Origin of the sequence: Nostoc sp. 2RC (assembly GCF_014222165.1) — a bacterium.
GTDB lineage: Bacteria > Cyanobacteriota > Cyanobacteriia > Cyanobacteriales > Nostocaceae > Nostoc > Nostoc linckia.
Map to the genome: position 1 here is coordinate 1 of NZ_JACKZU010000859.1, position 235 is coordinate 235.

At 44.7% G+C, this 235-nt stretch carries 1 pseudogene; it reads right to left on the minus strand.

Features of this window, described 5'->3' with window-relative positions:
* Positions 1-235: pseudogene (locus tag GNE10_RS36320) on the minus strand (lipopolysaccharide biosynthesis); the annotation flags it as partial.

Sequence of the window (235 nt, forward strand, 5' to 3'; positions counted from 1 at the left end):
ACCATTTTCTGCGGCTAATATAGCAGGTCTTTCCCGGCGATCGTACTGTTCCAATCTTTTTTCGGCTGCTTGTAGCTCAGACCTTGCTTGTGGTATCCGTTCATTGATTTTGCCAATAATAGCTTTTAGTCGCCCAGTATTAATATCACTACTGAGCTTGACCATTGCCTGCATCAGCTCCAGCAATATTTCCTGCGCCCGCTTGGGATCACTATCTTTATATGCCAGAGAAATG